This window comes from Streptomyces platensis (assembly GCF_008704855.1).
Taxonomy (GTDB): Bacteria; Actinomycetota; Actinomycetes; order Streptomycetales; family Streptomycetaceae; genus Streptomyces; species Streptomyces platensis.
The window spans coordinates 3,287,103-3,312,072 of the sequence record NZ_CP023691.1 but is presented as its reverse complement, the minus strand read 5'-3'; the positions used below and the strand labels follow the sequence as shown (position 1 = coordinate 3,312,072).

At 74.1% G+C, this 24,970-nt stretch carries 22 protein-coding genes and 1 tRNA gene; 8 read left to right on the top strand and 15 right to left on the bottom strand.

From position 1 onward, the window contains the following. Window positions 1–48 precede the first annotated feature (48 nt). Window positions 49–549: a DUF3830 family protein gene (locus CP981_RS14480; RefSeq protein ID WP_085925413.1), complete on the top strand. Its 501-nt coding sequence runs from the start codon at window positions 49–51 to the stop codon at window positions 547–549. On the opposite strand, the gene CP981_RS14475 is transcribed toward CP981_RS14480, so the two are convergent. Both CP981_RS14475 and CP981_RS14470 read right to left on the bottom strand, forming a co-directional pair. Continuing rightward, window positions 546–1,961 carry an amidase gene (locus CP981_RS14475; RefSeq protein WP_085925412.1) on the bottom strand — a complete coding sequence of 472 codons (1,416 nt, stop codon included), beginning with the start codon at window positions 1,959–1,961 and terminating at the stop codon, window positions 546–548. The two genes, CP981_RS14480 and CP981_RS14475, sit on opposite strands and share 4 nt — an antisense overlap. A gap of 84 nt (window positions 1,962–2,045) precedes the next feature. Then, the gene (locus tag CP981_RS14470) at window positions 2,046–3,011 is read right to left on the bottom strand and encodes a D-2-hydroxyacid dehydrogenase (protein WP_085925411.1); all 966 of its coding nucleotides are present in this window, start codon (window positions 3,009–3,011) and stop codon (window positions 2,046–2,048) included. Between the two features lie 207 nt (window positions 3,012–3,218). Here CP981_RS14470 and CP981_RS14465 point away from each other — a divergent pair, with 207 nt between their 5' ends. From CP981_RS14465 to CP981_RS14455, 3 genes are all read left to right on the top strand, one after another. Further along, entirely contained in the window at window positions 3,219–4,130 is a 912-nt protein-coding gene (locus tag CP981_RS14465; RefSeq protein WP_085925410.1) for a maleate cis-trans isomerase family protein, read from the top strand. Between the two features lie 146 nt (window positions 4,131–4,276). Next, complete coding sequence (locus CP981_RS14460) at window positions 4,277–5,002, top strand: maleate cis-trans isomerase family protein (RefSeq protein ID WP_085925409.1); 726 nt, start codon at window positions 4,277–4,279, stop codon at window positions 5,000–5,002. 148 nt (window positions 5,003–5,150) lie between these two features. Beyond that, window positions 5,151–6,263: an LLM class flavin-dependent oxidoreductase gene (locus CP981_RS14455; RefSeq protein WP_085925408.1), complete on the top strand. Its 1,113-nt coding sequence runs from the start codon at window positions 5,151–5,153 to the stop codon at window positions 6,261–6,263. Window positions 6,264–6,275: 12 nt separating this feature from the next. Here CP981_RS14455 and CP981_RS14450 read toward each other — a convergent pair whose 3' ends face one another. Then, entirely contained in the window at window positions 6,276–8,090 is a 1,815-nt protein-coding gene (locus CP981_RS14450; RefSeq protein WP_085925407.1) for a putative bifunctional diguanylate cyclase/phosphodiesterase, read from the bottom strand. Window positions 8,091–8,449: 359 nt separating this feature from the next. Between CP981_RS14450 and CP981_RS14445 the strand changes: the two genes are divergently transcribed. Beyond that, window positions 8,450–9,691 (top strand): M6 family metalloprotease domain-containing protein, encoded by a 1,242-nt coding sequence (locus tag CP981_RS14445; RefSeq protein WP_085925406.1) that lies wholly within the window; start codon window positions 8,450–8,452, stop codon window positions 9,689–9,691. A 59-nt stretch (window positions 9,692–9,750) separates the two neighbouring features. Here the strand turns inward: CP981_RS14445 and CP981_RS14440 are convergent. From CP981_RS14440 to CP981_RS14415, 6 genes are all read right to left on the bottom strand, one after another. Then, window positions 9,751–9,824: transfer RNA gene (locus CP981_RS14440), tRNA-Lys, on the bottom strand. A gap of 56 nt (window positions 9,825–9,880) precedes the next feature. Further along, window positions 9,881–10,516, bottom strand: coding sequence for a bifunctional DNA primase/polymerase (locus CP981_RS14435; RefSeq protein WP_085925405.1), 636 nt, complete (start codon window positions 10,514–10,516; stop codon window positions 9,881–9,883). Window positions 10,517–10,699: 183 nt separating this feature from the next. Further along, the gene (locus tag CP981_RS14430; RefSeq protein ID WP_190840560.1) at window positions 10,700–11,083 is read right to left on the bottom strand and encodes a hypothetical protein; all 384 of its coding nucleotides are present in this window, start codon (window positions 11,081–11,083) and stop codon (window positions 10,700–10,702) included. 104 nt (window positions 11,084–11,187) lie between these two features. Next, window positions 11,188–12,570, bottom strand: a complete 1,383-nt coding sequence (locus CP981_RS14425; RefSeq protein WP_208852937.1) for an AAA domain-containing protein — start codon at window positions 12,568–12,570, stop codon at window positions 11,188–11,190. A gap of 40 nt (window positions 12,571–12,610) precedes the next feature. Next, entirely contained in the window at window positions 12,611–14,161 is a 1,551-nt protein-coding gene (locus CP981_RS14420) for a hypothetical protein (protein ID WP_085925403.1), read from the bottom strand. Further along, window positions 14,152–15,420, bottom strand: a complete 1,269-nt coding sequence (locus CP981_RS14415; RefSeq protein WP_085925402.1) for a hypothetical protein — start codon at window positions 15,418–15,420, stop codon at window positions 14,152–14,154. Before CP981_RS14415 ends, CP981_RS14420 begins: the two co-directional genes overlap by 10 nt. 240 nt (window positions 15,421–15,660) lie before the next feature. On the opposite strand from CP981_RS14415, the gene CP981_RS14410 reads away from it, so the two are divergent. Continuing rightward, the gene (locus CP981_RS14410; protein WP_085925401.1) at window positions 15,661–16,254 is read left to right on the top strand and encodes a histidine phosphatase family protein; all 594 of its coding nucleotides are present in this window, start codon (window positions 15,661–15,663) and stop codon (window positions 16,252–16,254) included. A gap of 61 nt (window positions 16,255–16,315) precedes the next feature. Here CP981_RS14410 and CP981_RS14405 read toward each other — a convergent pair whose 3' ends face one another. After that, entirely contained in the window at window positions 16,316–17,758 is a 1,443-nt protein-coding gene (locus CP981_RS14405; protein WP_085925400.1) for an NsdA family TPR-like regulatory protein, read from the bottom strand. 245 nt (window positions 17,759–18,003) lie between these two features. On the opposite strand from CP981_RS14405, the gene CP981_RS14400 reads away from it, so the two are divergent. Further along, window positions 18,004–18,471 carry a hypothetical protein gene (locus CP981_RS14400; protein ID WP_085925399.1) on the top strand — a complete coding sequence of 156 codons (468 nt, stop codon included), beginning with the start codon at window positions 18,004–18,006 and terminating at the stop codon, window positions 18,469–18,471. Between the two features lie 176 nt (window positions 18,472–18,647). Here CP981_RS14400 and CP981_RS14395 read toward each other — a convergent pair whose 3' ends face one another. The 5 genes from CP981_RS14395 to CP981_RS14375 form a co-directional block, all read right to left on the bottom strand. Continuing rightward, complete coding sequence (locus CP981_RS14395) at window positions 18,648–19,901, bottom strand: NAD(P)-binding domain-containing protein (RefSeq protein WP_085925398.1); 1,254 nt, start codon at window positions 19,899–19,901, stop codon at window positions 18,648–18,650. A 331-nt stretch (window positions 19,902–20,232) separates the two neighbouring features. Continuing rightward, window positions 20,233–21,495: a glycosyltransferase gene (locus tag CP981_RS14390; RefSeq protein WP_085928491.1), complete on the bottom strand. Its 1,263-nt coding sequence runs from the start codon at window positions 21,493–21,495 to the stop codon at window positions 20,233–20,235. Beyond that, window positions 21,492–21,683 (bottom strand): hypothetical protein, encoded by a 192-nt coding sequence (locus tag CP981_RS14385; protein WP_085928490.1) that lies wholly within the window; start codon window positions 21,681–21,683, stop codon window positions 21,492–21,494. Before CP981_RS14385 ends, CP981_RS14390 begins: the two co-directional genes overlap by 4 nt. Then, entirely contained in the window at window positions 21,680–23,182 is a 1,503-nt protein-coding gene (locus CP981_RS14380; protein WP_085928489.1) for an exopolysaccharide biosynthesis polyprenyl glycosylphosphotransferase, read from the bottom strand. The genes CP981_RS14385 and CP981_RS14380 overlap by 4 nt, the downstream gene beginning before the upstream one ends. Window positions 23,183–23,236: 54 nt before the next feature. Then, window positions 23,237–24,328, bottom strand: coding sequence for a hypothetical protein (locus CP981_RS14375; RefSeq protein WP_085928488.1), 1,092 nt, complete (start codon window positions 24,326–24,328; stop codon window positions 23,237–23,239). Window positions 24,329–24,573: 245 nt separating this feature from the next. On the opposite strand from CP981_RS14375, the gene CP981_RS14370 reads away from it, so the two are divergent. After that, entirely contained in the window at window positions 24,574–24,891 is a 318-nt protein-coding gene (locus CP981_RS14370) for a chaplin (RefSeq protein ID WP_085928487.1), read from the top strand. Window positions 24,892–24,970: the final 79 nt, after the last annotated feature.

The following is a 24,970-nucleotide window of genomic DNA, read 5'->3' as shown; positions in this document are numbered from 1 at the left end:
GACTCGGACTTGTTCCGTACGCCGGTATTGCCCACCTACGATCGGGGCATGACCGATCGCTTCATCGAAGTCTCCCTGGACAAGCGCGGCGTGAGCTGCACGGCCAAGTTGCTCGACGACCGCGCGCCGATCACCTGCAATGCCGTATGGGACGCCCTCCCACTCGGCGGCGACGTCTACCACGCCAAGTACGCCCGCAATGAGATCTACGCCCTGCTGGAGCCGTTCGCTCCGGAGGAGCCGCCGCTGGAGAATCCGACGATCACTCCGATCCCCGGCGATCTGTGCTACTTCACCTTCACCGACACCCAACTCGGCACCAAGTCCTACGGTTACGAGAGCAAGGCCGCCCACCAGGGCCGCGCCACCGTCGTCGATCTCGCGCTGTTCTACGAGCGCAACAATCTACTGATCAACGGTGACGCGGGCTGGGTGCCGGGCATCGTGTGGGGCGGTGTCGTCGACGGTCTGGACCGGATGGCCGATGCCTGCCAGGACCTCTGGCGGGCCGGTGCCCTGGGCGAGACCCTCAGCTTCCGGCGCGTCTAGACGCCAGGCGGCGCGGGGATCTCCGCGGTCCCCGCCTCGTAGAGGGCATGCGCGGCGCGCAGCACCAGCGCGTCCGCGTGCCGCGCGCCGACCAGCTGGACGCCGATCGGCAGGCCGTCCGCGTCCACCCCGCAGGGCAGCGTCGCGGCCGGCTGCTGGGTGAGGTTGAAGGGGTAGGTGAACGGCGTCCAGCCCGTCCAGCGGGTGTGCGCGGAGCCGGGCGGGACCTCGGTGCCCGCCGCGAAGGCGGTGATCGGCTCGGTCGGCGTCACCAGCAGGTCGTAGGCGCTGTGGAAGCGGCCCATCGCCTGGCCGAGCGCCATCCGGGTATCGACCGCGGCCAGATAGTCCAGCGCGCTGTAGCGGGCGCCCTCCTCGCAGATTTCCCGCAGCCCCGGGTCGAGCAGCGCCCGGTCCGCGTCGTCCAGATGCTGCACCACCCGGGCCGCGCCGCTGAACCACAGCGTGTGGAAGGCCTCCACCGGGTCGGCGATGCCGGGGTCGATCTCCTCGACGACCGCGCCGAGCCCGGCGAGCGTGTCGACGGCCGACCGGACCGCCGCGGCGACCTCCGGCGCCACCGGCACGTCCCAGCCGAGCGACGGGCTGAACGCCACCCGCAGCCCGGAGACCGGACCGGCCAGCGCCTCCCGGAACGAGCCGGCGGCCGGACCGAGCTGGGACCAGTCCCGCCAGTCCGCCCCGCAGATCACCTCCATCATCAGCGCCGCGTCCGCCGCGTCCCGGGTCATCGGCCCGACGTGCGCCAGGGTCCCGAAGGGGCTCGCCGGATAGAGCGGCACCCGCCCGTAGGTCGCCTTGAGCGCGAAGATCCCGCAGAACGACGCCGGGATCCGCACCGAGCCACCGCCGTCCGTGCCCAGGCTCAGCGGGCCCGCGCCCAGCGCCACCGCCGCCGCGCTGCCGCCGCTGGAGCCGCCCGCGGTGCGCGCCGGGTCGTACGGATTGCCCGTCACCCCGTGCCGCGGACTGTCGGTGACGCCCTTCCAGCCGAACTCCGGAGTGGTGGTCTTGCCGACGAACACCGCCCCGGACTCCCGCAGCCGGGCGACCGACGGGGCGTCCTCCGGCCACGGGCCCTCGGCCCGTACCGTGCGCGACCCCCGCAGCGTCGGGGTGCCACGGGTGAGGATCAGGTCCTTGACGGTGACCGGCACCCCGTCCACCGGCCCGGCCGGCTCCTTGGCCCGCCAGCGCTCCGCCGACTCCTTGGCGCCGGACAGCGCCTCGTCCGCGTCGATCCGGGTGAAGCAGTTCGTCGCGGCCTGCGCGGCCTCGGCGCGTTCCAGCACCGCCCGGACCGCCTCGACGGGGGAGAACTCGCCGGCCGCGTACCCGGCCGTGAGGCGGGTGGCGCTGAGGTCGGCGAGGTGGGTCGGTTCGGTGGTCATGCGTCCTCCGAGCGTTGGCCGCCCCGGGCGGGACGGCGGCGGGGGGAGCGCGGCTGCCGCGCCGGGGCCCGGCAGCCGGCCCCGTCACTTCACCGGCACGTACCCGAGCCGCTTGTCGACGAGGTTGTCCAGCGGCTCGCCCGCCGACCACCGATCGAAGTTGTCCTGGAACTGCTCGGCGAGGGCGTCCCGCCAGCCCAGGGTGTCGCCGCTCATGTGGGGCGAGACGATCAGATGCGGGACGTCCCACAGGGGGCTGTCCGGGGTGAGCGGCTCCTCCTCGAAGACGTCCAGTGCCGCCGCCGCGATCCGCCACTCGCGCAGCGCCGCGATCAGCGCGTCCTCGACCACCAGCGGCCCGCGTCCGATGTTGATGAACCGGGCCCGCGGCGGCATCCTGGCGAACGCCGCCTTGTCGAAGAGGCCGCGGGTGGCCTCGGTCAGGGGTGCCGCGCAGATCACCCAATCCGCCTGGGTCAGCAGGTCGTTCAGCGCGTCACTCGCGTGTACGAGGCCGAACTGCGGATCGTCCGGGCGTGCCCGGCGGCCGACCAGATCGACCTTGACACCCAGTGCCATAAGGGTGCTGCCGATGGCCCGGCCGATCGGCCCGGAGCCCACCACGACGGCCCGGCTGCCGGCCAGCCGCAGGGTCTCGCGATGCTGCCAGCGCCGCTGCCGCTGGAGCTCCCAACTTCCGTAGAAGTCCTTGGCCATGGCGATCACGAGGCCGGCGACGTACTCTGCGATCGGCTGCTCGAAGACCCCCCGGGCGTTGGTCACCAGGGTGTCGTCGGCGACCAGTGCCGGGCACAGGAGCTGATCCACACCGGCGCTCGCGGTGTGCACCCAGCCGGGCCTGGGGCCCTTCTCCGGCCAGGCTCTGCGGATCGCATCGGAAGTGAAGTCCCAGGCCAACAGCACGTCGGCGGTGGGCAGTCGGTCGGCGAGCGAGTCCTCATCGGTGAAGATCACCCGAGCCCGGCCGGTGAGCCGGTCCAGCTTCGGCGGCGGGTCGGATCCGAGGACGAGGACGGTGCGTTCGGACATAGGCCAGAAACCGTTCTGAAACGTGAGCCCCTTTCACTGAAAAGGGGGCGCCGACAGATGCCTGAGATGCGAGGATTGACCACGCTAGGAAGTCGTATCTACCGTGTCAACAACGGCTCTGTACCGACGTCCCGGCTTGATCCGGCTGCACCTCATCCCCGGCCACTGGCCTGGCCTTCCAGCCCTTCGTTTCTTCTAGGGGCCTTCATGGACGTCTCTTTTCTGGGTGGCCCACAGCCGCAGCTCGGCGTGGGTGTCGTCGCTCCCTTCGACTTCGCTCTCGATCGAGAGCTCTGGCGTTGGGTGCCCGACGACGTGTCCCTCCACCTCACCCGCACCCCTTTTGTGCCCGTCGAGGTCAGCCTCGACCTGGCCCGAATGGTGAGCGAGCACGAAACGCTGGACGCTGCCGTCCAGGCTCTGTGTGCGGTATCTCCGCAGGTCATCTCCTATGCCTGCACCTCCGGCAGCTTTGTCGGGGGTGTGGCGGGGGAGCGGGCCATGTGTGCCGCCATGGTCCAGGCGGGGGAGGTTCCCTCCCTCACCACCTCGGGCGCACTGATCGAAGCACTGCGCGAGATCGGCGCGCGGCGCATCGCCGTGGTCACGCCCTATACGAAATCGGTCACCGACTCCCTGGAGGACTATCTCGGTGAGGCCGGCATCACGGTCACCGGCCGGGCCTACCTCGGGCTGACCCGGCACATCTGGAAGGTGCCGTACCGCGATGTCGTCGACATGGCCCGCGCGGCCGTCGTCGGCGCCACCGATGCCCTCTTCATCAGCTGCACGAACCTGCCGACGTACGACGTCATCCCGCAGCTGGAGGCCGAGCTGCGGATGCCGGTGCTGTCCGCCAACCAGGTCACGATGTGGGCCGCGCTGCGCGCCATCGGGGCCCAGGCGGTGGGCCCGTACCAGGCGCTGCTCGACCCGGTGGCGCGGCGCGGTCCGGCCGCGATGACCGGATCGGCGGGCGGACCGGCGGAAGGTGTGCCGGGGCCGACCCCCGAGGCGGCCTTCGCCGGGCCCCCCGCCCCGCCGGAGGGGGAGCCCCTCGACGGCCTTGATCCGCCGCCGTATCCGCCCGAGGACACGGGTGGTCTGCCCCCGGTTTGAGGCCGGTCCGAACCCGACCCCCACCCCGGATGCTGCCGGCGTCGTCCCGTTCGCCGGCAGCGCTCCTTCCCGACGTCACCGCACCACCCGTGAGCGCACCCGCGCCCACGCACACCCCCGCAGCCGTACACGCAAGGGAGAACTGCATGGCATCGGTCGGCTTCCTCTACCCCGGCCACTCCGCGGAGGACGACTACCCCCGGCTCGAAACGCTCCTGGGCGGCACGGTCCGCCTGCCGCTGGTCCACACCGACATCGGCGAGGACGCCCACCGCGTCGACGCGCTGCTGGAGATGGGCTCCGCCGGGCGGCTGGCGGCCGGCGTCGACGAGCTCAAGGAGCGCGGCGCCGAGGCCGTCGTCTGGGCCTGTACGAGCGCCAGCTTCGTCTTCGGCTGGGAGGGTGCGCGCGTTCAGGTCAGGGAGCTGTCCGCCACCGCCGGCCTGCCCGCCTCCAGTACGTCGTTCGCCTTCGCCCATGCCGTCCAGGCGCTCGGCGCCCGGCGGGTCGCGATCGCCGCCACCTACCCCGACGACGTGGCCGAGCGCTTCCACGCCTTCCTGAAGTCCGCCGGGGCGGAGGTCGTCTCGACCCGCGGCAGCGGCATCATCACCGCCGCCGAGGTCGGGACCTGGGGCGCCGAGGAGGTATTGGCGCTCGCCCGCGCCGGTGACCATCCGGACGCCGAGGTGGTGCTGCTGCCCGACACGGCGCTGCACACCGCCGAACATCTGCCGGCCCTCGAAGCGGAGCTGCGCAAGCCGGTGCTCACCGCCAATCAGGTGACGGCCTGGGAGGGGCTGCGGCTGCTCGACCGGACGATCAGCTGTCCGGCGCTCGGCACCCTCTTCTCGCGGACCGCGCACTCCTAGGAGGCGCTCGGCCGAAGGGGCCCCGGACGAGGGAGGTCCGGCAGCCCCGCCGACCGCGGTGCGGCGCCGGGGATCTGACCCGGGAATAAGTGGAGAACGTCTCCGGTTACCCTCCTCGCAGACCACCGACGCGAGGAGGAACCGCACCGTGAGCGGCGAAGACGAGGAGATCCGGGCCGGCGGCGAGACGGCCGGCGACGGCATACGGGGCACCGCACCCGTCCCGCTGTCGGTGCTCGACCTGGTGACGGTCGGGGCCGGCAGCACCGCCTCCCGTGCGGTGCGTACGGCCGTCGACATCGCCCGTACGGCCGAACGCCGCGGCTTCCACCGCTACTGGGTCGCCGAGCACCACTCCATGCCCGGCGTCGCCTCGTCCTCGCCCGCGGTGCTGCTCGCCCACCTCGCCGCCCACACCGAGCGCATCCGCCTCGGCTCCGGCGGCGTCATGCTGCCCAACCACGCCCCGCTGGTGATCGCCGAGCAGTTCGGCACCCTGGAGGCGATGGCCCCCGGCCGGGTCGACCTGGGCCTGGGCCGTGCACCGGGCACCGACGGCGCCACCGCGGCCGCGCTGCGCAGGACGGAGAGGCTGCACGAGGGGGCCGACGAATTTCCGCAGCAGCTGGCCGAGTTGACCCGCTTCCTGGACGACTCCTTCCCCGACGGCCATCCGTACGCCAAGATCCACGCCGTCCCCGGCCCGGTCCAGGCCACCTCGCCGGGCGGGGTCCAGGACCCGCACCGCCCGCCCCTGTGGCTGCTGGGCTCCTCCGGCTTCAGCGCCCGGCTGGCCGGCACCCTCGGCCTGCCGTTCGCCTTCGCGCACCACTTCTCGGCGGCCAACACCCTCCCCGCGCTGGACCTCTACCGCGCCTCCTTCCGCCCCTCCGAGGCGCTGGCGGAGCCGTACGCCCTGATCGGGGTCGCGGCGCTGGCCGCCGAGGCGGAGCAGGAGGCCCGCCGCCAGGTCATGACCGGCGCGCTGTCCATGGTCCGGCTGCGCACCGGCCGCCCGGGTCTGGTCCCCAGCCCGGAGGAGGCCGAGGCGTACCGCTTCAACGAGTTGGAGCGGGGCTTCGTCGACAGCTGGCTCGGCAATGTCATCCACGGCACCCCGGACGCCGTCCGCCAGGGCCTGGACGATCTCGCCAAGCGCACCGGCGCCGACGAGCTGATGATCACCGCCAACGCGCACGGCGGCCCGGCCCGCCTGCGCTCGTACGAGCTGATCGCCGACGCGTACGGCCTGCCGGGGTAGGGCCTGGGCCCCTCAGGCCCCCGTGTGCCGGCCCGCGTCGAGGAGGGCCTCGACGCGGTCGGGGGCGACGGGGCGGGAGTAGAGCCAGCCCTGGCCGGTGTCGCAGCCGATCCGGCGGAGCCGTTCGGCCTGCTCGGCGCTCTCCACACACTCGGCGGTGACGGTGAGGCCGAGCCGGTGTGCCAGCGCCACCAGCGCCTCCACGATCATCTCGTCCGCCGGGTTGGGATGCTCCTGCGAGCGGAAGCCGCGGACGAAGGACCCGTCCAGCTTCAGTACGGAGACCGGGAGACGGCTGAGGTAGGCGAGGTTGGAGTAGCCGGTGCCGAAGTCGTCGATGGCGATCCGTACGCCCATGTCGCTCAGCGCCTGGAGGGCCTGGAGCGGCCGGCCGGCCGAGCCCATCACCGCCGACTCGGTCAGCTCCAGCTGGAGCAGCTCCGGCGGCAGCCCGGTCTCGGCGAGAATCCCGGCGACATCGGCGACCAGGTCGGAGTCCCACACCTGACGTACGGCCACATTGACGCTGACGAACAGCGGCTCGCCGGGGTGGGCCAGCTGCCAGGCGCGCGCCTGATAGCAGGCCCGCTCCAGCACCCAGCGGCCCAGCTCGACGATCGCGCCGTTCTCCTCCGCCAGGGCGATGAACCGATTCGGCGACAGCGTCCCGAACTGCGGATGCCGCCAGCGCACCAGCGCCTCGACACCCTGCGCGCGGCCGTCGCCCAGCCCGACCAGCGGCTGGTACTCCAGGGTGAATTCGCCGCGGTCCACGGCCGGGCGCAGGGTGCTGGAGAGCGCCTGCCGGGTCATCCGGTGGGCGTTGCGCTCCGGGTCGAAGAGCGTCCAGCGGGCCTTGCCGTCCTCCTTGGCCCAGTACAGCGTGGTGTCCGCGGCCTGCATCAGACCGGTCGCGGTGGTGCCGGTGGCGGTCCGCTCCACGACGCCGATGCTCGCCGAGACCGACAGCCGCTGCCCGGCCAGGTCGAACGGGCGCTGCAGCGCGTCCAGCACACTCTGGGCCAGCTCGGCGAGCTGGTCGGTGCCGGTGGAGTCCTCCACCAAAAGAGCGAACTCGTCACCGCCGAGCCGGGCGACCAGGTACCCGCCGCGGCCCGGCCCGCGGTCCTCCGCCGCCTCCGCGCAGCGCGTCAGCCGCTGCGCCACCGCGCTCAGCAGCCGGTCGCCGACGCGGTGCCCGAGGGTGTCGTTGACGGCCTTGAAGCCGTCCAGGTCGAGGTAGCAGAGCCCGATGCGGCCGGTGCCGGACGGGGCGAAGGAGGCGGTCTCCAGGGCGGCGGCGAGCCGCTCGAAGAACAGCGCCCGGTTGGGCAGCCGGGTCACCGGGTCGTGCATCTGGAGATGCCGCAGCCGGGCCAGCAGGTCGTGCCGGTCGCTGATGTCCGCCACCGACAGCAGCATCCGCTCCTCACCGCTGAGCGGCTCCGGGGTGAGCGGCTCGACGGTCACCTCCACCCAGACGGAGTGCCCTTCGGGGTGTTTGAGGCGGCGGGTGCAGCGCATCCGGTCGCTGCGGCCGCACAGCACCTCGCGGTAGGCGGTCCACCCCCGCGGGTCGGCGCCGAGGTCGGTGAGGTCGGCCGCGGTGGCGGCGACCAGCTCGGCCGGGTCGGTGCCGACCAGCTCGCCGAAGGCCGGGTTGGCGGCGAGGACCAGGCCGTCGCGGTTGAGGACGGCCATCGCCACCCGCGCCGCGTAGAACGTGGCGCGGTAGTCGCCGAGCGAGGCGGCGGTGTCGTCGCCGGGGCCGCTCGGGGCCGGCCGGGCCTCGGTGGATTCTTTGGCCGTATCCTCACGCTCCGTCACTGAGGGGAGCGTCGCTCCGGGCGTGCGGCCCGGGCTGTCGGGGTGTCCGCTCACTGCTCGCTCCCGCATGGCGCTGTCTCGTGATGGAGGGGGGTCTCGCGCTGGAAAGTGTGGCGATCATAGAGGCTGGCACGACGGCCGATCCAGCGACGCAGCCGTGATCGCCCGCCCGCGTGACGGAACTTCGGCCATTTCTGCCCGGCTCTGTTCGTACGGATTGCCCCCTTGGTCGTTTGTGACTTTCCGTTACGGGAGGGCCAAGACGCGCCGGTCACTCGTCCGGGCCTTCAAAACAGGACGAATAGCATTAAATCGCCACAGGGTAGATGAGGTCTCCGAATCCGTCCCTGGAGGTATGTGTGCCGCGCGCCCAGACACTCGACGGGGTGGAGCGCCGCAGCCTGCGGCGCGTCGCGGCCGTCGTCACTTCTCTGAGCGCGCTCATCGCGACCTCCATCGTCGCGGGGCCCGCCACCGCCTCCGAGGCCGTGCTCCCGTGCGCCCTGGGACGCACCGACGCGCACCACTCCGAGGGCGTCGACAGCTGGAACGGGGCCTATCCGCGCCCGGACCGCCCGCTCAACGCCGTCATGATCCATCTGTCTTTCCCGGACGCCCGGCCCCGCTCGGCGCCGCAGGAGCTGTCCCGCGCCTACTTCCCCGCCACCTCCGGCTTCTTCGAGCGCGCCTCCTACGGGAAGTTCCGGCTGCGCCCGCACATCCACCGCCACTGGGTGCGGATGCCGCGCCCGTCCGCCGCCTACGGGATACGGCGCGACTGGGACGCCGGCCGGCGCTCGTCCTACCTGCACGACGCGGTCACCGCCGCCGACCCGTCCATCGACTTCAGCCGCTACGACGTGGTCTATTTCGTCGCCGACCCGGACGCCCCCGGCGTCGACTCGGACGCCACCAAGGTCGTCAACCTCGACCGGCCGATGCACGCCGACGATCATGATCTGCGCCGGTTCGTCACCGTCTTCGAGCAGAGCCCGCCGGACCGCAATGTCCTCGCCCACGAGACCGGGCACGTCTTCGACCTGCCGGACCTCTATCACCGGCCGGAGGACGGCAAGGGCGACTGGGACACCTACGTCGGCGACTGGGACCTCATGGGCAGCCAGTTCGGACTGGCCCCGGACCCGTTCGCCTGGCACAAGTGGAAGCTCGGCTGGATCTCCGACAGCCAGGTGGACTGCGTCGATCCGGCCGGGCCCGCCATGCACTCCCTGCGGCCGCTGTCCGCCCCCAAGGAGCCCCGCGCCCAGCGCCGCCCGCGGCTGCTGGTGGTCCGTACGGGCCCCGACAGCGCACTCGCCATCGAGGCACGCGGTGCCGGCGGCAATGACCGCGGCCTGTGCACCGAGGGCGTCCTGGTCTACCGGGTGCGCAGCCGGACGGCCTCCGGGTCGGGCCCCGTGCAGGTGCTCGACGGGCATCCGGCCACCTCGGCCTGCTGGGGCACCTCGGTCTATCCGCCGCTCGCGGACGCGCCGCTGGGCGTGGGGGAGAGCCTGGACGATGCCGAGGACGGCGTCCGAATCCAGGTGGAGGGCCGGACGGCCGACGGGGACTGGGCCGTGAAGGTGAACCGCGGCTGACCGGGCCGTACGCCGCAACGACGAAGGCCCCCACCGGAGTGGAGGCCTTCGACTGTCTGTGCGCCGCCAGGGACTCGAACCCCGGACCCGCTGATTAAGAGTCAGCTGCTCTAACCAACTGAGCTAGCGGCGCCTGCTGACGGGGAAAACATTAGCATCATGGTCGGGGAGGACAAAAATCGGTTTGCCTCAGCCCGCGGTCAGCAGTGAAACAGGGTGCTGAGCTGCGGCTTCAGGTGCCGGGCCGGCCATCGAGCGGGCCGCGCGGACACAGGCCCAGAGCAGTACGTCGGGACCGGGCAGCCAGGGGTGGCGGACATCCGGTGCCACCAGCCAGCGGGAGGCGGACGGGCCGGCCGGATCCTCGCCGGCCGGGGCGCCGGGGCCCGCGGTCCGGTCCATGGCCGGGCTCCGGCGGGGGTGCAGCGGCGGGATGGTGACCGCGTCGCCGCTGCCGTGGCACAGCAGCGGCGGGACGGCGGTGGCCCACTCCTCCCAGACGAGCAGCGCCGGCAGCCGCTGGGCCGTGCCCGGGGCGGCGAACAGCAGGATGCGGCCGCGGTGCGCCGCCACCGGCCCCGAGCCGGGGCCGTCGGACCATAAGCGGTCCACCATGCGCCGCCCGAAGAGCGCCGGGGCGTTGATCACGTCGAAGGCGGTGCCGCAGGGCAGTGCGCTGGGCGCGGCGGGCCGGGTGGCCCACAGGGCGTGCATCTCGTCCGGGTGGGGGCTGGCTGAGGCGAGCCAGTCGGCGCCCGCGAGGGTGACATAAGCCGCGGTCGGAAAGGCCAGGGTGCGGGGGGTCTCAGGCAGCCAGTCGCTCATGGGAACAGGTCTACCCAGCCGGCACACGGTACTTGGCGGATTGCCGGAAAACGGGACGGGATGGTGGAGGAGCCGGTATCTTTCCCCCCTTGCATATGCCAGCGGCCCATGATCATGGACCATGGGCCGCTGGTGAGGCAGGTCGGACGGGTGGGTTCCCGGGGGCCGGCGGGGCCGGGGCGGTCAGTCCATGTCGCCCGGCAGGGTGCCGCCGCTGCGCATCAGGCTGCGGCCGAACTCGATCATCTTCTGTGCGTAGTCCTCGGTCCACTCCGCCTGCTCGGCGAGCACGGCCAGCGGCAGCCGGTCGAACCGGCTGGGGTCGGACAGCTGGGCAGCGGCCAGCGCCTGGAACTCCGTGGCGCGGTCGGCCGCGGCGCGGAAGGCCAGGGTCAGCTCCGTGGCGCGGCCGAGCAGCTCGTGCGGGTCCTCCATCGACTCCAGGCCGAAGAAGTGCTCGGGGTCGGCGACGGCCTCGGGCGGCTCGAAGAGCAGCTGCGCGGGCTTCATCCGCCGTGGTCCGGGCGCCGTACCACGCGGGTCGGGAGCCGGTCGCGGCTCGGACATGTACCTACCTCCAGATCGTGTGCCGCATTCCATTGTCCCGCTGTGCGCAAGTGGGCCCCGGGGAGTGGCCGCAGGCGCTGCTGGGCGCCGTCCGGGTGACCCGGCTAGCGCCAGCTGACCCGGTGTTCCGCGAGGTGGGCGAGGACGGCGTGGTTGGCTTCCCAGCCGTCCGGGAACTTGACGGTGACGCCGAGCTGGACCGGCTCGGTCGCGGGGTGTTCGTCCAGCAGGTCGGCGACGCCCGCGCGGCACACCACGATGCAGGCGTGCCGGTGGCGGGAGGCGAGCACACACAGCCGGCCGGTCTCCAGATGGAAGGCGGTGGCGTCGGGCCGGCCGGACAGCGGATGCAGGACGACCGTGACATCGAACTCGCGGCCCTGGAGACGGTTGGCGGTGTCCACCGCGACGCCGGTCACCCCCAGCTCGGCGAGCGCGGAGCGGACCGCTGCCGCCTGGTCACGGTGGGCGGTGCCGACCGCGATCCGGCCGGCGGTCAGCGGTGCCGGGGCGGGCGCGGCCCCCTCCGCGGCCCCATGCGCCTCGCTGGTCGTGGCGCCGCCGCGGTCGAGGAGCCGGCGCACGACGTGGGCCACCGCACGGACCGCCTCCGGGTCCGTACGCGGCGTATGGCGGGCGGGAAGCTCCAGCAGGCCCCAGCCGGACTCGGCGGCCTCGTCCAGCACCCGGTCCACGCCCGAGCCGTCGCCCGGCACCCCGAACGCCAGCCGGCGGTCGCCGTGGCCGGTGCCGCTGCGGAACGGGGTGTACGGGTAGAACGCGGCGGAGACCAGCGGCGCCGCCGAGGCGGGCAGCCGCCAGGAGACCGGCAGCCGGTGCTGCGGCAGGTCGGGGTTGTGCGCCAGGAGGGTGGAGACCGCGCTGGACGACGGGTCGTAGGCCAGCCCCGCCCACTGCTCCGCGCCGACCACGCTGAAGGGGTCCAGCTGGCCCGGGTCGCCGACGAACAGCGCCCGCTCGAAGAGCCCGGCGACGCTCAGCAGCGCATCGGAGCGCATCTGATAGGCCTCGTCCACGATGGCGTGCCGCCATGGCTCGTCGACCTTGGTGTACGCCCATTTCGCGGCCGTCGAGACCACGATGTCCAGCCCGGCCAGGTCGGCGATCTTCGCGGACGTACGGACCGCGGGCAGCTCGGCCAGTGCCGGGTCGAACGCGCCGGGCTCACTGCTGTGCAGCCGGCCGACCGGCAGCTGCGGATCCTTCTCGGCGAGCCGCAGCACCAGGTCGTCGACCTGGGCGTTGGTCTGTGCGACCACCATCAACGGGCGTCCGGCGGAGGCGAGTTCACGGGCTGCCCGCACCACGAGGGTGGACTTGCCGGCGCCGGGCGGGGAGTCCACGACCACGCCGCGCCGGGTGCCGTGCAGGGTGTCCCGCAGGATCGCGTCGGTCGCCGCGGCGGCCGCGGCGGCGGGGTCGAAGGGACCGTCCATGCTGGGGTGCGGATCCTGAATGGCCGTCATACGGGAGCGTTCTCCAGTGCGGTCGAGGGCCGGGCGCGGGTCACAGGAAGTCCTCCGCGGTCACGGGGTCGGGGGCGGGGTGTGGCAGGTCGGCGGCGCCGGGCGGCGGGCCGCCATGGGTCCACGGGGTGTCCTCGGGGGCCGGGAGCTCCGGGCCGCCGCGCGGGGCGTGCTCGAAGAGCGTCCAGCACACCGCGTCGTCCGGCTCCGGCACCGAACCGGGCTCCGGCGTCTTCCCGCGACCCATCCCGCCGGTCAGCCGGACCACCAGCGCGCCGGGCTCACCCGCCACGGGTGCCACGTACTCCGCGGTCTGTGTCTTGCCGTCCGTCAGGGGGCGGTAGAGCTTGCCGCCCTCGGAGAGCTGCGGCCGGTCGGCGGTCCGGAGCGTGACCAGCGGGCGGGGCATCGGCCGCTTGCCCTCGGAGAAGGCCATCTCGACGGCGGTGACCGTGCCCTGGAACGCCTCGCCGGCCAGCCGGCGCCCGGCCATCACCAGTGGGTCGTCCAGGGCTTCCTGGGCGTCCAGTTGGGCCTGGGCGGTCTCCCGTGTGGACAGCTTCTGCGCGGCGGTGACCGCGTCGTCCTGCTTGGGCTGCGGGGGCTCCCCGGCGCGGATCCGGTCCCGGTGCGCGGTGTACGACCAGCGGTCGCGCTTCCAGCGGTCGGGGACCCGGGCGCCCGCCGGGAGCGTCCGCAGCAGATCGATGCCCTGCCAGACGGCGTCCCAGGTCGGCCGCAGCTGCCCCTCGACGAGGGTGCGGAGCGCCTCCTCGGCGCCCGGCAGCCCGGCGTCGTAGCGGGCCATCGCGGGGGCGAGCAGCCGGTTGTCGAACGCCGGGTCGGTGGCCGGTCCGGCCGGCGGGCACCGCAGCTGCCCGTCCGCGTCCCGCGCCGACTCCGCGTACTCGGCCGCCTCCCGGCCCGACATCCCCGGCGGCGGGTCGATCCAGGAGAGCAGCGCGCCCAGGTGCTGGTCCTCCAGCACGCTCTGGCCCGTCGCCCAATGCCGGGTCAGCAGGCCCGTCATGGGCAGCAGCAGGCTCGCGCCCGGGACCCGCGCCCGCTCGCCGAAATGGGTCAGCCAGCGGCCCAGCAGCGGGACATGCGGCGGCGCGGGATACGGCGCCTCGGGCTCCTGCTCGGCCGTCCGCCGGAACCGCATCGAGCGGCCCAGCAGCCGGACGAAGTCGATACCGGCGGCGCTCGGCACGATCAACTGCGGGGCGTCCGCGCACAGTTCGACCTGCACCGGGACCTTCTTGCCGGTCTCCGGGTCGGTCTCCTTGCGCTCCTCCCACTCGATGGCGTCCGCGAAGCCGTCCACATACGGCAGCACCGTCTCGGCCAGCTCGGCGAGGAAGGCGAAGCGCAGATCGCGGTCGCGCGGCTGCGGCACGGCCAGCAGCGCCGGCTTCTCGCGGTCCGTGCCGACCAGCGCCCCCAGTGGGGCACCGGCCTCGCCGGCCGTCGTCAACGGGACGAACACCAGCGGGCGTTCGGACAGATGGCGGTGCCGGACCGTGCACCGCGGCTGGGCGCGGCCCGCCGCCACCGCCTCCATCCGGGCCAGCGTCTCCATCAGTGACATCCCGGCTCCTCCGCTCGCGGTCCCGGCACGGTGGGGCGGGCCAGCGCCCCGTCCCGCAGCGCTGCGGCCCGCCGCAGCGCGACGACGGCCGGGTCGTCCGGCCCGTCGTCGGCGGGCGGCTCCGGCTCCTGTGAACGGGCCTCGGGACGGGCCGCCGCCAGCACCTCCTCGATGGTGCGCAGCCCGCCCAACTCGCCCCGGACGCCGCGCCCCAGCGCCTCCACCGCGCCGTCCTCACGGGACCGCGTCCGGCAGTGGAAGGCCAGCTCGCACGCGGCCAGGCACTCGGGGGCGTAGGCCGCGCCGACCACCTCGACGGCCTCGGCCAGCTCCTCGGGACTACGGGTCGCCGTCTTCCCGTCGTCCGCCAGCCGCAGGTCGAAGGTGGTCTCCGGGGGGAGGGCGGCGGCGATCTCCTCGACCCGGGTGAGCCGGGACAGCTGCCGCCGGGTCGTGGCCAGCTGCTTGCGGACGTCGACGGCGGCGGCCGTGGCGAGGTTGGAGAAGTCCTTCGGGCACACCAGCAGCACCCGGTCGCGGACCCGGACCGCGCGGCCGGTGTGCGCGGCGACCCGACCGGCGACCGGCTCCAGGGCCAGCGCATAGACGGCCGCCTGCCGTGCCGCGGCGCCCACCTTGGCGGCGTCCGCCGAACCGTCGATCATCGGGAACGACTTGATCTCGACGACCGTCCAGCTGCCGTCCGGATGCACCACCACCGCATCCGGCTCCACATAGGCCGGCGAACCGGCCACCTCGACGACCAGCATCGGATGGTCGAGCAGCGCCCAGCCGCCGGCCGCGGTCGCCTCGCGCAGCGCCAGCGCCGTACGCGCCGCCCGGCCCTCCGGCCCGGCCGCGGACAGCTCGGGGGTGGCGACCTCCTCCGGCACGGGCGGCGGGGTGCCGGGCGCCAGCCGCTCGTGCAGCAGCCGCAGCAGCTCCGTGCCGCCGTCGGCCTTCACCCGGGCCTCGAAGGCATTGCCGCGGACGATCGCGAACTGGGACTGGCCGTACGCCGCCGGGGAGCCCAGTGCCTGGGCCAGCGCGCCCTTGTCGATGCCCGCGCCGTCCAGCAGCGCGCGGCGCCGGCAGCCGGGGTTGGCGGCCAGCGCGGCGAGTGCGCGGGCGTCGAGCGAGCGGGGGCGGACGCCGGGGCCGCGCAGCTCGGCGAGCCTCCGACGCAGGCTCGGCGTTGCCGTCGGCTGCTCCGCCGCAGGGGCGGCCGACGCGGATCGACTGTCGCGCGAAACGTTCACCCGCGGAAGTCTCGCATCCGGCACCGACATGCGGGGCGCTCGCCGGCCGGCCGGCCGCCGCCGGATGCCGCTCCCCGCCCCCTGCGCCGTATCCGACAAGGCCCCGGGAGCCCGCCTCCGGGCGGGACGGCTCCCCCGGTCAGGGACAAATCGACCGGATGCGCGATGATGGAAAGCCCGCGGTCACCGCCGCCCGCACCGAGCAACGAGCAGCCGAGCGATCGGCGAGAGGTACGACCCATGGCAGCGCGCATATTCCTGGCCAGACACGGGCAGACCGAGTGGTCCCTGACCGGCAGGCACACCGGCCGTACGGACGTCCCGCTGCTGGACGAGGGCCGACGCGGCGCCAAGCTGCTGGGCGAGCGGCTGCACCGCGCCCCCTGGGACGGCCTGCCGGGCGTCGAGGTCCGCACCAGCCCCCTGGTACGCGCCAAGGAGACCTGCGAGCTGGCCGGATTCGGTGACCGGGCGCAGCCGTGGGACGCGCTGCTGGAGGTCGACTACGGCGCGTACGAGGGCCTGACCCCGGCCGAGATCAAGTCCGGCCGGCCCGACTGGCTCCTCTGGCGCGACGGGGTGCCGGAGGGGGAGACGCTCGCCGAGGTGGCCGCGCGGGCGGACGAGGTCGTCAGCTGGGCGCGGTCCGCCGACCGCGATGTGCTGGTCTTCGCGCACGGCCACATCCTGCGCACCCTCGGCGCCCGCTGGCTGGGCCTGGACATCTCCTTCGGCGCCCGGATCCGGCTGGAGCCGACGTCCCTGTCGGTGCTCGGCTGGGCCTACGGGGAACCGGCGATCGAGCGCTGGAACGACACCGGACACCTGGGCTGAACGACGGCCGCCCGGCAGGGGACTCCGCCGGCTGACGGCCCGTCGGACACCCGGCGGGCCGTCAGCCGGCGGAGTCCCCTGCCGGCGTCCCGCCACCGGACGCGGCCGAGGCCGCGTGCCGCTCCAGGAAGTCGGCGACCACACCACCGTCCCGGTAGGCCCGCAGCGCCCCGGCCGTGCCGTCGAGCATCGTCCGGATACGGGCCGAACGGACCTCCTCCAGCAGGGACAGCGCCCGGACCCCGGCCGCCGCCGCCTCCTCGGGCTCGCCGCCGGCCGCGAGATCGCCCGCGAGCTCCGCGGTGAACAGCGCGATATTGCGGGTGAAATGGGCATCCTGGAGCGCCACCGCCCGGCGCGCATGCTCCACCGCGCGCCCCGCGTCGCCCAGGGCCGACCAGCACTGCGCCTCCAGGCCCGCCAGTTCGGCCTCCCCGTAGAACGTCATCCACTCCGGGTCGCCGTCCCGCGGCCCGCCCGCGAACAGCCGCTCGGCCCGCGCCAGCGCCTGCTCACAGCCGGCCCGGTCGGCCAGCCCCGCCCAGCCGCCCGCCTCCCGCAGCGCCAGCAGCGACAGCAGCCGCGGCGAGGCCAGCTGTTTGGCGGCCTGCTGCGCCGCCTGCGCGGCCCGCACCGCCTCCCGCGGCCGGCCGGCATCGCGGGCGAGGAAGGCGGTATTGCAGAACGCGTGCGCCTCCAGGGCGGCATCCCCGCAGACCCGGGCGGTGGCCAGGGCCTCCGCGTAGTGCGAGCGGGCATCGCCGAAACGGCCCGAGTCATGCGCCAGCCAGCCCACGGTGATGGCGAGTTCACCGGCCCCGGCGTGCAGCCGGTCGGAGACCGATCTGCGCTGTACGCCCGCGTCCAGCAACTCGTAGGCGGCGCGCAGCGGCTGGGTGGCGCGGCGGTAGATGCCCTCCGCGCCGTGCCGGTCGTCCAGCAGCCGGATGTGGCGGACGGCCTCCTCGACGGCGGCGGCCTCGGCGGCGCCGGGCCGCCCGGTGACGGGTACGCGTGGGCCCGGCACACGGGCGGGCGCGGCAGCGGCCTCGATGGGATGCAGGGCGGCGAAGCCCAGGGCTGCTGCCGGGCCGCCGGTGATGAACGCGCGACGCAGCACGTCGCTCTCCTCGCAGATCTGGATACGGGTATCGCGGTGGTCGGGGTCGGTTGCCAGGGGCGCGGCGCCGACCGCCGCCGTACGCGCCCCCCGTCCGCGTACCGCCTCGCGCGGCGCGAAGCCCATGTCGGGCAGCGTCAGCCCGGGGAACATGTGCCGGAACACCCGCTCGTAGGCGTAGTTCGGACACCGGATCTCCCCGGACTCGACGCGGCCCACATAGCGGGCGTCGCACGAGACCTGTTCGCCGATCTCACGGGCGGACCGTCGGACCGCCGCCGCGAACTCGCCCGGTGACAGCCGGCCGCGCAGCTGTCGGAAAGCGAGGTTCGGGCGGGCGGGTACGGTGCGGGACGACGCTGAACTAGCTGCTGGCGACGCCATGGCGGACCCTCTCCGTGCCCTCTCCGTGCCATCAGGTGGCGTTGCCGCCTCCTGGCGGTGCGGCGGGTTGACCGTACCGGCTGTGATGGCTCCGATACGCACAGTTTGGCTACAAATCGGATATCTCGCGCGTGATCTGCCATGAACTGCCATCCTTTGCAGCGTTACGCCGCCGTAGCTGTTGACACGTCCGGCCGTTGAAGTCGGTGTAAAGGGTCGGGTACGTGCAGGAGGAGGGGTTCTCCGTGTGGGAGACCGGCGTGAGCAGGGGCGGCAAGGGGTCCGCGGGCCGGACCGGCGGCGGGCGGGGGCCGGCCGCCGTGGCCGGGACACCGGCCGTACCGGCCCAGGCGTGTGACCTCGTCACGGTGCCCGCCCGGCAGGGTCTGGAAGCCGTCGACATCCTCCGGCTGCGGGACGGGGTCGGCCCCGTCCTGCACGACGGCGCCTGCGACACCCTCGGCTTCCTCGTGCCCGCGGGCACCGCGGACGGCTGGGACGTGCCGGGCAGCGCCTGCACCCAGACCTCCGGGCGGGGGATCGCCCTGGGCGCACTGTGCGACGAAGGCGCCCCGGAGGAGCCGCCGGTGACCGGCACCGGCTGGCTGGTGCCGCCGGAGGGCGCGGGCGCCGCCGCCACCGATCCGGCCGTCCTGCGCGAGGCACTCGGCGAGGCGGCCCGCACGATCGAGGCCGTCGACCGCTGCCAGTAACTCCGGGCAGGACCGCACGCGAGAGCTGCCGGTAACCCTCGCCGGACCGCACGCGGGAGGGGCCGCCCGGCCATTGGCCGGACGGCCCCTGCGGGTGGCCCCTCGGGCGGGCGGTCGCGGGAGGCTGGCCGGCGGACGGGCGGTCTCCAGGCCGGCGGACTGAGGGCGGGCGGTCGCTAGTGCGCGGCCGGGGTGCTGTCCCGTGCCGGGCGGGGGATGGTGGTGGCGCCGCGGCGGTCGCCGAGCCGGCGCTGTACGCCGCGCAGCAGCCGCGCCGCGGTGAAGGACGCGCCGTACACGAAGCGCATCGACGGGCCGAACGACGGCGCGGACAGCAGCCCCGCGAAGAACAGTCCCGGCCAGGACGACTCGAAACCGGCGCTCAGCTCGGGCGCCCGGCTGCCGCCCACCGTCCGCAGGGTGGTGCGCACCCGGGGGTGCAGCAGCCGCAGCCGCCCGAGGTCCGGGGTGAAGCCGGTGGCCGCCACCACGTGATCGGTGTCGACGGTCTCGGAACCGCCGTCCGTATGGGTGAGTTGGAGCCGCACCCCGCCCTCGTGGGGCGTCGCCGCCCGGATCCGGTGGCCCAGCTGGACCGGCACCGCCGGCTCGAAGCGCTCCCGCAGCCACCACGCGCCCGCCGGGCCCGGTACGTGCTCCGCGAGATGCACCCGGGTCGCCGGGGGCAGCCGGCGCACCGCCCCGGGGAGCTCCGACCACAGCCAGCTCGGCCAGCCGGGGCCCAGCCCGGAGTGCGGGTCGCGCAGCGCCCGCAGCCGGCCGCGCTCCAGTGGCGGTGGCGGGGTGTGCCAGCGCAGCTGGTCGGCACGGGCCACGAGGCGGGGCCGGGCGCCCTGTTCGGCCAGCAGGGTCGCGGTCTCCAGCGCGGACTGCCCGGAGCCGATCACCGTGACGTCCTGGCCTACGAAGCGGCGCAGATCGCGGTGGTCGCTGCTGTGCGAGGCGAGTTCCGGGGGGAGTTCGAGCAGCGGCCAGGGGCGGTTGGCGAACGGCAGCACCCCGACGGCGAGCACCACGGTCCGGGCCGCGATCTGCTCACCGGTGTCCGTCTCGACGTGGAAGCCCTCGCCGTCCGGGCGTACGGCGGTGACCGTGACCTCCTCGACCTGCGGCACGGCCTGTTCGCCGAACCAGCTGCCGTACGCGGCGAAGGTGCCGAGGGGCAGCGGGACGCCGTGCTCGGCGGTCAGCTCGTGGGCGGCGCAGTAGTCGGCCAGGGTGTGGCCGCCGGCCGGGGCGGCGAGGTCCGTGGACCAGGGCTCGGACGTGAGGAGTATGCCGTCGGGCATGTGGTCGCGCCACGAGGCCATCGGCCGGCCCAGGACCCGCAGCCGTAGTCCGGCCGCCGCCGCGTGCGCGGCGATCGAGAGTCCGTAGGGGCCGGCGCCCACCACGACGAGGTCGTACATGGAAGTTCCCTGCGCTTTCTCTTTGGGTGGTGTGGGGAGGTGGGTGTGTGGTCCCGGGGGGCGGGGACGGCTTACGGGCGTTGCGTTGGGTGGTGCGGGTTTCCGTGGCCGCGTTGCGTGGTGTGGGTTCCCGTAGCCGCGCGGCGTGGTGCGGACTCCCGTGGCCGCGTCGCGTGGTGCGGCTCCCCCCCACCCCCGAACCCACCCCCCGCCCCCTCCCCCGAAGGGGGAGAGGGGGAGGGGGCGGGGGAGCGCCGGAAGCCGGGTTCGGCGGCCCGATCCCGGGCCGCCGAACCTGCCCCGATCCAGACCTCGTGCCAACGCCCCCCACCTACCGATTCGACATCGGCGACGGATCCGGCGACCGGGCCGGATCCGGCAGTGACACGCTTGCCGGCGGGAGCGCGGCCGCCCGCCCCTGGCGTGGTGGTACCGGCGTCGGGCTGCCGCGCCGGGCCGGGGTGTCGGCCAGGGCCTGCTCGTATACGGACAGCAGGGCCTCGGCGCTGCGGGTGATGTCGTAGCGCCGCACCACGGGCGGGACCGGCAACCGGCCCGGGCCCTGGCGTCGTAGTTCCCTCAGGGCGGTGGCCAGTTCATGGACGTTGAGGCCGAAGTGGCGGGCGCCGGGGGCCTGGTCGGCGGGGAGTTCGTCGACGGCCGGGCAGCTGCCGTAGAGGACGTGCAGGCCGGACGCGAGCGCCTCCAGGACGGCCAGGCCGAACGCCTCGTCGGGGGAGGGCGAGACGAAGACGTCGATGGCCGAGAGCAGGCCGGGGATGTCCGGCCCGAAGCCCCCGGGGCCGTCGGCGGCCGCCCCGTCGACCGCCCCGTCGCGCTCGCCCAGCAGATGGATCCGGTCGCCCGAGCCGAACTGCTCCGCCATCCGCCGCAGCATGTCCCGCTCCGGTCCCGCGCCCGCCAACAGCAGGTGCACACCGGGCAGTTGGGTGACCGCCCGGACCAGTACGTCGAACCGCTTGCCGGGTACCAGCCGCCCGGCGCCGCCGACCACGAAGGCGTCCAGCGGCAGCCCCAGCCGGGTCCGCACCAGGGCCCGCGCCGCCGGATCGAAGCCGAAACGGTGTGCCTCGATGCCGTTGGGCACCACATGGATCCGCTGCTCCGGTACGCCCCAGCGGCGCAGCCGGGCGGCGACGGTGTCCGAGACGGCGACGGTGGCCGTCCCCAGCCGTTCGGTGGCCCGGTAGAGCGTGCGGACGCCCCGGGTCAGCCGGCGGCCCTCGATGACCGCGTCGCCCAGGGAGTGTTCGGTGGCGACCACGGCCCGTACGCCGGCCAGCCGGGCGGCGACCCGGCCGTAGACGCAGGCGCGGTAGAGGTGGGTGTGCACCAGGTCGTAGCCGCCGTCGCGGATCAGCCGGGTGAGGCGGGGGAGTGCGGTCAGGTCCCGGTTGCCGGTCATCCCGAGGTGGGTGACGGGGGTACCGTCGGCCTGGATGCCCTCGGCGACCGGGCCCGGACTGGTCAGGGTGAGGACCTCGCAGGGAACGGGGAGCCGGCGCAGCAGCAGCCGCAGCTGCTGTTCGGCGCCGCCCACGTCGAGGTCTGTGATCACATGCAGAACCTTCACCGGATGCCTCCTGAGGTAGCGGCCGGGGTGGTGGTCCGGTCGGGGGGCAGGGCACGGCGCCGCAGCGGATGCCGGGCGCGGTCACGGGGGCCGGGCCGGTCCCCGGCGTGGCCGCCCCGGGGGCTGCCGGGCAGGGCGGGCACCGCGGCGGTGCGGCCGGGGCGGGGCGGCGGCGCGCCCGCGCTCATCTGCCCTCCAGCCGCACCACCGAGGCCACGGTGCGCAGCAGGATCAGCAGGTCCAGCCGGAGCGACCAGCTGTCGATGTAGAGATTGTCGAAGCGGGCCCGGTCCTCGATGGAGGTGTCGCCGCGCAGCCCGTGCACCTGCGCCAGGCCGGTCATGCCCGCCGGCATCCGGTGCCGGGCGCCGTACTCGGGGCAGGTGCCGAGGAACTGCTCGACGAAGAAGGGGCGTTCCGGCCGCGGCCCGACCAGGCTCATCTCGCCGCGCAGCACGTTCCACAGCTGCGGCAGCTCGTCCAGCGAGGTGCGCCGCAGCAGCCGCCCGGTCCGGCTCATCCGGGGCTCGTCCGCCAGGCTCCAGCGCGTCGCCGCCTCGTGCGCGTCGCTCGGGTGCCAGGTGCGGAACTTCAGCAGGGTGAAGGTGCGGCCCCCGCGGCCGATCCGTTCCTGCCGGAAAAGCACGCCGGGCCCGTCGGCGAGCCGTACGGCGAGGGCGCAGCCCAGCAGCAGGGGCGCGGTGAGCACCAGCGCCGACGCGGCCAGCGTGAGGTCCAGCAGCCGCTTGCTCCTGCCGCCGTGCCGGGGCGGGGCGGTCTCCAGGCGCCGGCAGGCGAAGCCCCACAGATGGTCGGTGCCGGCGTGCGGGGTCCGGCCCTCGCGGGCGGCCGCGGCGCCGGCCAGCCAGACGGCCGAGCCCTGGTCGATGAAGCGGCGCAGCAGCGCGGCGGTGTGCGGATCGCCGTACGGCGGCAGGGTGAACACCACGTCCCGCACGGTGTGCTGGATGACGGCCCGGGTGATGTCGGGGGCGGAGCCGATCCGCGGCAGCGGCGGTCCGGCGGGGGGCGGGAGCGCGTCCGCGGGCCCGCCGGGCGGCAGCCATGGCGGGGTGACCACCGCCACCGGGCGCAGTCCGGACTCGGGGTGGGCGTGCAGCACGGCGGCGAGCTGCCGGGCCGCCGGGTCGGTGCCGACGATCAGCGTGGCGCGCGGCCGGCGGCGGGCGGCCCGGCGGCGGGCCCGGTGGACCGCGGCCCGGCCGCCGCAGACCAGTGCGGTGTGCCCGGCCACCGCACCGGCCAGCAGGACCGGTGGCAGCGCCTGCCCGGGGCGTACGGCGGCGAGCACCGCGGCCGCGGCGCACCAGCAGACGGCGGACCGGCCCAGCAGCGTCGGCAGTTCGGCCAGCGCCCGCGGGGCGGGGCCGGGGCGGTAGAGGCCGGCGTGGGAGTGGAGCAGCAGCAGAAGCGCCGGCAGGAGGCCGAGGGCGGCCGGTGTGGTCGCGGTGCCGAGGACGAGCAGGGCGGTGGCGGCGGTGGCCAGCGCGTCGGTGGCCAGGAGCGGGGCGACGATCCGCCGGCGTACGCCGCGGCCGGGCCGGGGCGGGGGCAGGGTTTCCCGCCCCGGCCCGCGCGGCGGACGGACCGCGGCCGCCGGGCGGGGGACCGCCGGCGGGGGCGGGACCCGGGCGGCGCGGTGCGCGTCCGCGCTCTCCGTCGTCATCGGCTGATCCGCTCTCTGCTCTCCGGGCACGGCGGGAATTTCCGGGGCGTCCGCTCAGCGCCGGGTATCGGTCTGGACGAAGAGCGCGCCGAGCAGATATCCGGGGTCGCGGCTGGTGAAGCGGAAGGTGAGCCGATCGCCGCCGGACCGCAGCGCGGGGGTGATGTCGAATACGTCGGAATCGAATCCGAGGGTGTTCCGGTAAGCGGGCCACCGCACCGCCGTCCGGCCGAAATCGGTGACGGTCGAATTCATCACGTCGGTCGCCGGATTGGCGGCGTTGCGCACCGTCTGCGCGGTGTGCCGGCCGGCCCGGACGGAGAGCGTGTCATTTCCGCGGCCCCGGTCGCCGTTGTATGCCACCACGCCGGCCAGGCCGTGTGAATTCGCCGGGATACGCTGTCCGGGCAGCCGCACCGAAAGCTCCCGGCGGTCGGCGCCCACCTCCTGGAAACCGTCCCACAGCGCGATGCTGCGCAGCGGCTGCTTTTTGTTCTCGTAAGCGGCCACCAAAGTCCAGCCGCCCCAGACACCGGTGGCGGAATGGCCCGTCGCCATATTGATCTGCGCCACGGTATAGGCGCCGCCGCCACTGCTCCGCACCATTTGGGTGACATCCGCGGACGCCTGGAATCCCTCGGCAGCGGAATGCGGGCGGTGCCCGGTCAGGGTGTCGGCGACCACCTGCCGGTACCGGCCGCCGGGCTCGGCGATCAGCACCCGGCCGTTGTTCCCGGCGGTCTGCCGGGTGCCGCCCCGCCGGCTGCCGCCCCAGTACAGCCGGGCGTAGCTCACCCGGGAACCGGCCGGGATGCGCAGGGTGGCGCTGCTGGAGTTGGCGGTGCGGGCGTCGGAGTCGACGTCGATGGCGGCCATCCGGTAGAGGCCGTTCCGGCCGGCGCCGCCCTGCTGGGCCACCGCACACGGGGTCGCGGTGCGGCCGGCCGCCGTTTTGCAGGTGACCGAGGAGTTGGCGGCACGGGCGATACCGCCGTGCTGAGTGGCGTGATAGCGCTCGGTGAATGGAATTCGTGCGGATTCCCCGGGGGCCGGTGCGGCCACCGCCGAAGACAGCGCGGCCGACAATGCCAAGGACGCCAGCGCGCATACGACGCCGCGCCCGGTGCGGTCCATCGACTTCCGCATGTCTTCCTCTCCGACTTCAATCAGTCAAACAGGAGAGCACTCTGACAGAAATCATGTTGGAAACCGCGGCAGGCACGCCGGACCCTGGCCGGGGGCGGCCATTCAGGGGAATGCGGGAGTTCGCACCGCCCGGCTGTTACTGCCAGAAGGGCTAAGGATTTCCCGGAAGAGGGAACGCCCGCATCCCTGCCTCATTTCGCTCGTTGTGACCGGTTGCCCCATTCGCGAACTGAAAGGAGAATGGGATGAAGCGGTTTGTTACGACCGCCGCGGTGACTGCGGCCAGCTGTGCCATGGTTCTGGGTGGCGCAGGCATCGCATCCGCAAGCGGGGACCACGGCCGTCACGGCCGTGGCGACCACTACAACCGTCACGACCACCGCGGGCTGTACAACCACCGCAGTGGTGCCAACGCGGCGGGCTTTGCGGCGGGTTCCCCGGGCATTCTCAGCGGCAACAATGTCCAGGTCCCGATCAATATCCCGATCAACATCTGCGGCAACAGCCTCAACCTTGTCGCGGCGCTGAACCCGGCATTCGGGAACGTCTGCATCAATAGGTGACCCGCCCGCCGGTCCGGATGGACCTCGGACCGGCACGGGTCATGAAGTGCAGTTGGCGGATCGCCCCTGACCTCGGTCG

Bases quoted from the DNA above. Each gene is read 5' to 3' on its own strand.
- CP981_RS14395 (WP_085925398.1), bottom strand. From the start codon at position 19,901: ATGTACGACCTCGTCGTGGTGGGCGCCGGCCCCTACGGACTCTCGATC.
- CP981_RS14425 (WP_208852937.1), bottom strand. From the start codon at position 12,570: ATGACGGCCATTCAGGATCCGCACCCCAGCATGGACGGTCCCTTCGAC.
- CP981_RS14475 (WP_085925412.1), bottom strand. From the start codon at position 1,961: ATGACCACCGAACCGACCCACCTCGCCGACCTCAGCGCCACCCGCCTC.
- CP981_RS14405 (WP_085925400.1), bottom strand. From the start codon at position 17,758: ATGGCGTCGCCAGCAGCTAGTTCAGCGTCGTCCCGCACCGTACCCGCC.
- CP981_RS14410 (WP_085925401.1), top strand. From the start codon at position 15,661: ATGGCAGCGCGCATATTCCTGGCCAGACACGGGCAGACCGAGTGGTCC.
- CP981_RS14380 (WP_085928489.1), bottom strand. From the start codon at position 23,182: ATGACGACGGAGAGCGCGGACGCGCACCGCGCCGCCCGGGTCCCGCCC.
- CP981_RS14470 (WP_085925411.1), bottom strand. From the start codon at position 3,011: ATGTCCGAACGCACCGTCCTCGTCCTCGGATCCGACCCGCCGCCGAAG.
- CP981_RS14375 (WP_085928488.1), bottom strand. From the start codon at position 24,328: ATGCGGAAGTCGATGGACCGCACCGGGCGCGGCGTCGTATGCGCGCTG.
- CP981_RS14460 (WP_085925409.1), top strand. From the start codon at position 4,277: ATGGCATCGGTCGGCTTCCTCTACCCCGGCCACTCCGCGGAGGACGAC.
- CP981_RS14480 (WP_085925413.1), top strand. From the start codon at position 49: ATGACCGATCGCTTCATCGAAGTCTCCCTGGACAAGCGCGGCGTGAGC.
- CP981_RS14465 (WP_085925410.1), top strand. From the start codon at position 3,219: ATGGACGTCTCTTTTCTGGGTGGCCCACAGCCGCAGCTCGGCGTGGGT.
- CP981_RS14370 (WP_085928487.1), top strand. From the start codon at position 24,574: ATGAAGCGGTTTGTTACGACCGCCGCGGTGACTGCGGCCAGCTGTGCC.
- CP981_RS14430 (WP_190840560.1), bottom strand. From the start codon at position 11,083: ATGTCCGAGCCGCGACCGGCTCCCGACCCGCGTGGTACGGCGCCCGGA.
- CP981_RS14385 (WP_085928490.1), bottom strand. From the start codon at position 21,683: ATGAGCGCGGGCGCGCCGCCGCCCCGCCCCGGCCGCACCGCCGCGGTG.
- CP981_RS14420 (WP_085925403.1), bottom strand. From the start codon at position 14,161: ATGTCACTGATGGAGACGCTGGCCCGGATGGAGGCGGTGGCGGCGGGC.
- CP981_RS14435 (WP_085925405.1), bottom strand. From the start codon at position 10,516: ATGAGCGACTGGCTGCCTGAGACCCCCCGCACCCTGGCCTTTCCGACC.